At 73.2% G+C, this 8,263-nt stretch carries 9 protein-coding genes; 2 read left to right on the top strand and 7 right to left on the bottom strand.

Going from position 1 to position 8,263, the window contains the following annotated elements:
- The first annotated feature begins 87 nt into the window (after positions 1–87).
- A complete protein-coding gene (gene fdhD, locus BM093_RS05435) occupies positions 88–915 on the top strand; it encodes a formate dehydrogenase accessory sulfurtransferase FdhD (protein ID WP_093338038.1) in 828 nt (275 codons plus the stop codon).
- On the opposite strand, the gene BM093_RS05440 is transcribed toward fdhD, so the two are convergent.
- The gene (locus BM093_RS05440; protein ID WP_143105266.1) at positions 894–1,865 is read right to left on the bottom strand and encodes a DMT family transporter; all 972 of its coding nucleotides are present in this window, start codon (positions 1,863–1,865) and stop codon (positions 894–896) included. The two genes, fdhD and BM093_RS05440, sit on opposite strands and share 22 nt — an antisense overlap.
- A gap of 73 nt (positions 1,866–1,938) precedes the next feature.
- Between BM093_RS05440 and BM093_RS05445 the strand changes: the two genes are divergently transcribed.
- Complete coding sequence (locus BM093_RS05445; RefSeq protein WP_093338043.1) at positions 1,939–2,919, top strand: LysR family transcriptional regulator; 981 nt, start codon at positions 1,939–1,941, stop codon at positions 2,917–2,919.
- A gap of 274 nt (positions 2,920–3,193) precedes the next feature.
- On the opposite strand, the gene BM093_RS05450 is transcribed toward BM093_RS05445, so the two are convergent.
- The 6 genes from BM093_RS05450 to dop all read right to left on the bottom strand — a co-directional run.
- Positions 3,194–4,219, bottom strand: coding sequence for an LLM class flavin-dependent oxidoreductase (locus BM093_RS05450; protein WP_093338046.1), 1,026 nt, complete (start codon positions 4,217–4,219; stop codon positions 3,194–3,196).
- A gap of 94 nt (positions 4,220–4,313) precedes the next feature.
- Positions 4,314–4,757: an SRPBCC family protein gene (locus tag BM093_RS05455; RefSeq protein WP_093338049.1), complete on the bottom strand. Its 444-nt coding sequence runs from the start codon at positions 4,755–4,757 to the stop codon at positions 4,314–4,316.
- A 56-nt stretch (positions 4,758–4,813) separates the two neighbouring features.
- Positions 4,814–5,626, bottom strand: coding sequence for a proteasome subunit alpha (prcA, locus tag BM093_RS05460; protein WP_093338053.1), 813 nt, complete (start codon positions 5,624–5,626; stop codon positions 4,814–4,816).
- Positions 5,627–5,672: 46 nt separating this feature from the next.
- Positions 5,673–6,539, bottom strand: coding sequence for a proteasome subunit beta (prcB, locus tag BM093_RS05465; protein ID WP_245773321.1), 867 nt, complete (start codon positions 6,537–6,539; stop codon positions 5,673–5,675).
- A 213-nt stretch (positions 6,540–6,752) separates the two neighbouring features.
- Entirely contained in the window at positions 6,753–6,950 is a 198-nt protein-coding gene (locus tag BM093_RS05470) for a ubiquitin-like protein Pup (RefSeq protein ID WP_093338059.1), read from the bottom strand.
- 149 nt (positions 6,951–7,099) lie between these two features.
- The coding region (gene dop / locus BM093_RS05475; RefSeq protein WP_093338172.1) for a depupylase/deamidase Dop at positions 7,100–8,263 on the bottom strand (1,164 nt) is incomplete at its 5' end.

Here is an 8,263-nt window from a genome sequence, read left to right on the forward strand (position 1 = left end):
GGCGGCACCGTCGGCGTCCCGCCCGCCGGGCTCCTACCCTGGAGGTCCGGCCGCCTGCCCACCGTCGCGGCCCGGAGGGAGATCGTGATGGGACGGCTGACGGTCCGCAGGCCGGTACTGCGGCTCAACCCGGACGGCACGACGCGGTCCCGGCCGGACACGCTCGCCGCGGAGGAGCCGCTGGAGATCCGGGTCGGCGGCACCCCGCTCAGCGTCACCATGCGCACGCCGGGGCACGACGTCGAGCTCGCGCACGGTTTCCTGCTCACCGAGGGTGTGGTCGGTTCCCGCGACGACATCGCCTCCGCCCGCTACTGCGACTCGGTCGACGACGAGGGGCGCAACACCTACAACGTCCTCGACATCGACCTGGCCCCCGGCGTCGCACCGCCGGACGTGTCGGTGGAACGGAACTTCTACACGACGTCGTCGTGCGGGGTCTGCGGGAAGGCCTCGCTGGACGCGGTGCGGCTCAAGACCCGGCACTCCCCCGCGGGCGACCCGCTGCGGATCCGCCGCGAGGTGCTGCTGGAGCTGCCCGACCGGCTGCGCGAGCGGCAGAAGGTCTTCGGCTCCACCGGGGGGCTGCACGCCGCCGGCCTGTTCGACGCCGACGGGGAGCTCCTGGCCGCCCGTGAGGACGTCGGCCGGCACAACGCCGTCGACAAGGTGCTGGGCCGGATGCTGATGGACGACCGCATCCCGGCCGGCGGGACCGTGCTGATGGTGTCCGGGCGGGCGTCGTTCGAGCTGGTGCAGAAGGCCGTCATGGCGGGGGTGCCGATGCTCGCAGCGGTGTCGGCGCCGTCGTCGCTGGCGGTGGAGCTGGCCGACGAGGCCGGGATGACGCTGGTCGGCTTCCTGCGCGGAGCGACCGGCAACGTCTACACCGGTCAGGAGCGGCTGGAGCCGTAGCCGGTCGCGGCGGCCGGCTCGCGGCCGAAGCGGGCGCGCAGGCGCTCGAGCAGCCCGCCGCCGCGGCCCTCGGGCCGGGTCACCCACCCGACCGTCGCGACGACGAGCACACAGCCGGCGACCTGCCACGCGGTCAGCGTCTCACCGAGCACGAGCATGCCGAGCAGCACCGACAGCACCGGGTGCACCAGCAACAGCGCCCCGGCGGTGCCGGAACTCAGCCCGGCCGTGCCGCGGCCGATCAGCACCCAGGACACCACCTGCCCGGCCAGCGCGAGCACGATCAGCCACGCCCAGCTCTGCGCGGGCAGCGCCACCTCGATGCCGCCGGCCAGCAGCCCGACCCCGCCGGTGGTGATCCCGGCGCCGACGGTGGCCAGCGTGACCGGGGTGACCAGGTGGCGCGGGTGCCGCCGGGACGCCGACCGGTTGAGGTGCAGGAACCCGGCGTAGGCGATGCCGGCCAGGGTGCCGAGCACGGCCCCGCGCACCGGCTCCGGGCCGCCCGCCCCGGCACCGAGGGCACCACCGGCCAGCGCGATCCCGCCGAGCAGCACCGGTGCGGCGAGCACCAGCCGGCGCGGCATCCGCTCCCCGGCGACCGCCCAGGCGATCAGCGGCAGCGCGAGGACCTGCACGTTGAGCACGACGTTCGCGATCCCGGCGCCGGCGTCGAGCACCGCGCGGGTCCAGAACAGGAAGTCTGCCCCGAGGAAGACGCCCGAGACCAGCGCCCACCCGGCCACCGGCAGCGACACCCCGCCGAGGCGCCGGTGCTCGGCCAGCGCCCACGGGCCGAGCACGACCAGTGCGAGCACGCATCGCCAGAACGACGCCGTCGCCGGGTCGGTCCCGGCCAGCGCGACGAGGATGCCGGTCCAGGCCAGGACGGCGGCGCCGGCGAGCAGGAACCCTGCGGACGACGGATCGGTGGCGGCACGTGTGGTCACGACATCCACGCTCCCCGCGGCCACCGGAAAGATCCAATGAATGTTTCTGTCCGATACAGCTAAGCTGCGCTATGTGATCGGATGGGAGAGACTGCGGGTCTTCGCGGCCGTCGCCGACCACGGTTCGGTCGGGGCGGCCGCAGCGGCACTGCACATCACCGGGCCGGCCGTCACCCAGCAGCTGCGCAAGCTGGAACGGGAGACCGGCGCCCGGCTGGTCGAGCCGGACGGGCGCGGGATCCGGCTCACCGCCGCCGGGCACGTCCTGGCCGGGCACGCGTCCGCGGCGGCCACCGCGGTCGCCGACGCCCAGCGTGACCTGGCCGCCCTGCACGACGACGCCGCCGGGCCGCTGCGGATCGGCTCCGTGGCCAGCGCCCTGCGGGCCCTGCTGCCCGACGTGCTGCGCCGGCTGATCGCCGAGCATCCGCGGCTGGTCCCGACGGTGACCGACGGCGAGGTCGTCGACCTGCTCCCCGCGCTGCGGTCGCGCGACCTGGACGCGGTGCTCCTCGAGAGCTGGACCCAGCGCCCGGCGCGGCTCCCCGCCGGGCTGCGGGTCGCGACCCTGGTCACCGAGCCGGTACTGCTCGCCGTCCCGGACGGACATCCGGCCGGCGCCCACGACCCGGTGGCGCTGCGCACGCTGGACGGCGAGGTGTGGGCCTCGAGCCCGGTCGGGACCGAGCCCTACGAGTCACTGCAGCAGCTGCAGCGCGCCGCCGGGATCGAGCCCGACGCGCGCTACCTGTTCGGCGACTTCGCCACCCAGCTCGCGATGGTCCGCGCCGGGATCGCGATCGCGCTGGTGCCGGGCATGGCCGTGGTCGGCCCGGGCGGTGACGACCCCGCCCGGGCCCCGGACGCGCCGGGCCGGGTGCCCGCCGTGGTCGACGGCGTGCGGTTCCTGCGGTGCCGGCCCACCGTCGGGCGGTCGCTGGTGCTCGCGAGCCGGGAGTCCGACGCCGACCTGCCCGCCCTGCAGGCCCTCTCCGCCACCCTGCGCGCGGCCGCCGGCCGGGTCGTGCGCACCGCCCCCGGCCCGGACGCCTGATCACGGCACCCGTGGCGCCGCTCTGCGGGGAGCGGCCGCCTCGCCGGTGCCCGACCGGGGCGGAACCGTGCATCCCGCCGTGCGGAGCCCGGTCGATCAGCACGCTCCCGCCCCACGGCGGGCGGAAGCGTGCGCCTCACCGCACCACGGCCTGTCGATCAGCACATTCCCGCCCCGTCGAGGGCGGGAGCGTGCAGCTCACCCGGCACGAGCCTGTCGATCAGCGCGCTCCGGCCCCGTGGGGACTTCCCGTGACGGGTGAGCGGGGCACTGCTCAGGCCAGCATGTCGCGCACCATGGGGATCACCTTGGTGCCGTAGAGCTCCACGGCGGTGAGCCGGGCCGAGACCGGCTGCGGACCCACGGTGTAGATCAGGTCGAAGCGCTGCGCACCGACCGCGCGCATCGAGTCCGCGATCTTGCGGGCGACCGTCTCCGGGGACCCGACGTGCAGCGCCCCACCGTCGACGTCGGCCTCGAACCGGGCTCGCGACATGGGCGGCCAGCCGCGCTGCGCCCCGATCCGGTCCATCTGCGCCTTGTACGGCTCGAAGAAGATCTCCTTCGCCTCCTCGTCGGTGTCGGCGACGAAGCCCGGCGCGTGCATGCCCACCGGTTTCGCGGCGTGCCCGTACTGCTCGACGGCGCGGTGGTAGAGATCGACGTACGGCGCGAAGCGGCCGGGCTCGCCCCCGATGATCGCCAGCATCAGCCCCAGGTCGTGGCGGGCGGTGCGCACCACCGACTCCGGCGACCCGCCGACACCCACCCAGACCGGGATCCGGTGCCCGGTCGTCGGGTGGACCTGGGCACCGTCGAGCGCGGCCCGGGTGCTCCCCCGCCAGGTCACCGGCTGCTCGTCGAGCAGTCGCACGAACAGGTCGAGCTTCTCCTCGAACAGCACCTCGTAGTCGCTCATCGAGTACCCGAACAGCGGGAACGACTCGGTGAACGAGCCGCGGCCGACGATCACCTCGGCCCGCCCCTCGGACAGCGCGTCCAGGGTGGCGAAGCGCTGGTAGACCCGCACCGGGTCGTCCGAGCTGAGCACGGTGACCCCGGAGGAGAGCCGGATCCGCGAGGTCCGGGTCGCGATCCCGGCGAGCACGGTCTCCGGCGTCGAGATCGAGTACTCGGGCCGGTGGTGCTCCCCCAGCGCGACGACGTCGACGCCGGCGCCGTCGGCCAGCACGACCTCGTCGACGACCTGCCGGATCGCCCGCGGATGGCTGAGCAGCCGGCCGTCGTCGTCGGTCGGCACGTCGCCGAAGGTGTCCATCCCGAACACGGTGTCGCTCATACGACCCTCTCACTGGTTGATGTCTCAACCATCATGCCAGGGTCGCGCCGGACGTGCGTGCGGGCGGTCGAGGACGGCCGGGCGCCCGGCGTCGTCAGCGCTGCCGGGCGTGCAGGTGGCGCAGCAGGTTGGCGCCGAACCGGTCCCCGGTCGCGTCCATCGTCGCCCGCATCGTGCGGGTGACCACCGGGGACGCCAGCCGCGACAGCGGCATGTCCACGGCCAGCGTCAGCGAGATCTCCAGATGGGTGGCCGGTGTCCCGTCGGCCTCCGGGTCGGCGTCGCCGAGCGCGTAGTAGCCCTCCGCACCGGCCCACTCGGTGACACCGGGGGGCGGGGTGTGCGTGAACTCGATCCGCTTGCCCTCGGTGAAGGTCATCTGCTCGGTGAACACCGGCTTGATCCCGACCCCGAGGACGGCGAGCTGCACCATGTGCCAGCGCCACAACGTCCGGTCGCCCTCGGTGGACGCGTCGATCCGGCTCAGCAGCGGCGTCAGGCGTGGCAGCTGGGCCGGGTCGGTGAGGACGCCCCACACGTCCGTCCGGTCGGCGGTGACGACCGCCTCGGACGTGGTCGTCGCGGAGAAGCGGGTCAGGAGGAGCCGCCCTCGCCCAGTGCACCTCCGGCGGCCGGGGTGTCGTCGCCACCGGCCACGTCCGGCTCCGGCTCGGTGCCGCGGTTGGCCGCCGGCAGCAGCTCGGTCAGCGCGGCCCCCTCGAGCCGGCGGAACGTGCGGCGTTCCCGGGTCCGGTCGAGCACCGCGACCTCGAGTGCCTCGGCGCTGAGCACCCGCGCGGCCGCGTTCGCGCCGTTGGCGGAGGCCGCCGGGTCGGCGCCGGGGACCTGCAGCCCGCCCAGCGCGACCTCGATCGCGGCGCCGAGCTCGAGCCCGTGCTCGTAGGTCTCCTGCAGCTTGGTCGAGATCGGATCGGTCTGGCCGCCCATCACGACGAACCGCGGCTCGTCGGTGATCGAGCCGTCGTAGGTGATCCGGTACAGCTGGTCACCGCCGGACTCGGCGCCGACCTCGGCCACGCACAGCTCCACCTCGAACGGCTTCTGCTGCTCGACGAACGCCGTACCGAGGGCCTGGGCGTAGGCGTTGGCCAGCATCCGGCCGGTGACGTCGCGGCGGTCGTAGGTGAAGCCCCGGAAGTCGGCCATCCGGATGCCACCGGTGCGCAGGTTCTCGAACTCGTTGTACCGGCCGACCGCCGCGAAGCCGATCTTGTCGTAGATCTCGGAGACCTTGTGCAGTGCGGTCGACCGGTTCTCGGCGACGAACAGGACCCCGCCGGCGTAGGTCAGGACGACCACACTGCGACCGCGGGCGATGCCCTTGCGGGCGAGCTCCGAACGGTCGCGCAGCAGCTGGTCGACGGAGGAGTAGAACGGCATCGTCATCGGGGGGCGCTCCAGGCTCGTGCTCGTGCGGGGGGACGGCTCGGCATCAGCGGCGAGGGCCGCCCGGGCGCTCCGTGCGCCCGGCCACGACCTGCTCGACGACCGCGGCGACGTCGTCGTCGCTCCGGCGGACGGCGCCGTCGGCGGTGATCCCGACGACGACCGGGTAGATGCGGCGAACGGTGTCCGGGCCGCCGGTGGCGGTGTCGTCGTCGGCGGCGTCGTAGAGCGCCTCGAGCGCGGTGCGCACCGCGCCGTCGAGGTCCGCCGCCGGGTCGTACAGCTTCTTCAGCGACGACTTCGCGAACACCGAACCGGACCCGACGGCGTGGAAGCCCAGGTTCTCGTCGTAGCGCCCCCCGGTGGGGTCGTAGGTGACGATGCGCCCGGCCTGCGCGGGGTCACTGATCGCGGTGTCGTAACCGGCGAACAGCGGGACGACGACGAAGCCCTGCATGGCCGCGCCGAGGTTCTGCCGGACCATCCCGGCCAGCCGGTTCGCCTTGCCGTCGAGCGTGAGCGGGACGCCCTCGAGCTTCTCGTAGTTCTCCAGGTCCACGCTGAACAGCCGGACCATCTCCAGCGCGATCCCGGCCGAGCCGGCGATGCCGACCGCCGAGTGGTTGTCGGTCACGAAGACCTTCTCGATGTCGCGCTGGGCGATCACGTTGCCGGAGGTGGCCCGCCGGTCGCCCGCGATGACCACGCCGCCGGCGAAGGTCAGCGCGACGATCGTGGTGCCGTGCGGCACGCCGAGCGACTCGGCGGCGTTCGCGGGGTGGGGCCCGGTGGCGCCCGCCGACCCGATCCCCGCACCGGGCATCAGGTGCGGTGCCGTGACCCCCACGAAATCGGAGAACGACTCGGATCCGGTGAGGAAGGTGCCGAGCTGACCCGTGTGGTGCCCGGGCATCAGCCCGGGGGTGACCGACGGCCGGAACTCCATCTTCTTCGACGTGCCTCTCGTTCGAACTGCGTTCGCCGGCGGTCCCGCCACAGTGGGGCTGGTGCAGCGCTGCGACTGCGGTGCTGCTCCTGCGGCGGCCATCTCCGGCACGGCCGGGCCCGCTGGTGCGGACCCGGCCGGGACGGTACTGCTGTGGACGCGGTCGTGCCCGCTAGGCGGTCACTGACCGCCCTTCTGCACGTAGGACCGGACGAAGTCCTCCGCGTTCTCCTCGAGCACGTCGTCGATCTCGTCGAGGATGGTGTCGACGTCCTCGCCGAGCTTCTCGCGGCGCTCCTGGCCGGATCCGGACTCGTTCTCGCCGGACTCGTCGTCGCCGTCGCCACCGCCCTGGCGCTTGGTCTGCTCCTGCGACATGACGTCTCCTCCTCGTCGGTCACATGACCCACCGTTCCGGGCGCCGCACGCGGTTCCCGTGCGCCGGACCGGATCCGGTACCCGTTCACCTTACCGATCAGCACCGACAAAATCGCCTGTCCGGCGCCGGTGCGTCCGGTGAACGTCGCTCAGTTCGCCGTGAGCTTGTCGACGAGCTCCTCCGCACTCGCGACCGCCTCGAACAGCTCGCCGACGTGCTTGCGGGTGCCCCGCAACGGCTCCAGCGTCGGGATCCGCACCAGCGACTCCCGCCCCAGGTCGAAGATCACCGAGTCCCAGGAGGCGGCGGCGACGTCGACCGGGTAGCGGCTCATGCAGGTGCCGCGGAAGTAGGCCCGGGTGTCCTGCGGCGGCTCGGTCATCGCCGCGGTGACCTCCTCCTCGGTCACCAACCGCCGCATCGACCCCCGCGTCACCAACCGGTTGTAGAGCCCCTTGGCCAGCCGCACGTCCGAGTACTGCAGGTCCACCATCCCCAGCCGGCCCGACGCCCACGACAACCCGTCCCGCTCCCGGTAGGCCTCGAGCAGCTTCAGCTTCGCGGTCCAGTCCAGGCGGTCCGCGGTGAGCATCGGGTCGCGGGCCAGGTCGGTGAGCACCGACTCCCACTCCTCGACGACCTCCCGGGTGTCGGGGTCCCAGTCGGCGCGCTGGTGACCGACGGTCTCCTCGAGGTACGCGACCGCGCGGGCCAGGTACTCCTGCTGCAGCTGCAGCGCGGTCAGGTGCCTGCCGTCGGCCAGCGGCACGGTGACCTGCAGGGTCGGGTCGTGGCTGATCCGGGCCACCGACTTGACCGGCTCGGCCAACCGCAGGTCCTCGAACGACCGCCCGTGCTCGATCATGTCCAGCACCAGCGCGGTGGTACCGACCTTGAGCAGCGTCGCGACCTCCGACAGGTTCGCATCCCCGATGATCACGTGCAGCCGCCGGTACTTGTCCGCATCGGCATGCGGCTCGTCGCGGGTGTTGATGATCCCGCGCTTGAGCGTGGTCTCCAGCCCGACCTCGACCTCGATGTAGTCCGCCCGCTGCGAGATCTGATAGCCGGCCTCGTCACCCTGCTGACCCAGCCCGACCCGACCCGCCCCACACACCACCTGCCGCGACACGAAGAACGGCGTCAACCCCGTCACGATCGACGGGAACGTCGTCGACCGCGCCATCAGATAGTTCTCGTGCGACCCGTAACTGGCACCCTTGCCGTCCACGTTGTTCTTGTACAACTGGATCCGCGGCGCCCCCGGCACCGTCGCCGCCCGGTTCGCCGCCTCCAACATGATCCGCTCACC

Source organism: Pseudonocardia ammonioxydans (genome assembly GCF_900115005.1).
GTDB lineage: Bacteria > Actinomycetota > Actinomycetes > Mycobacteriales > Pseudonocardiaceae > Pseudonocardia > Pseudonocardia ammonioxydans.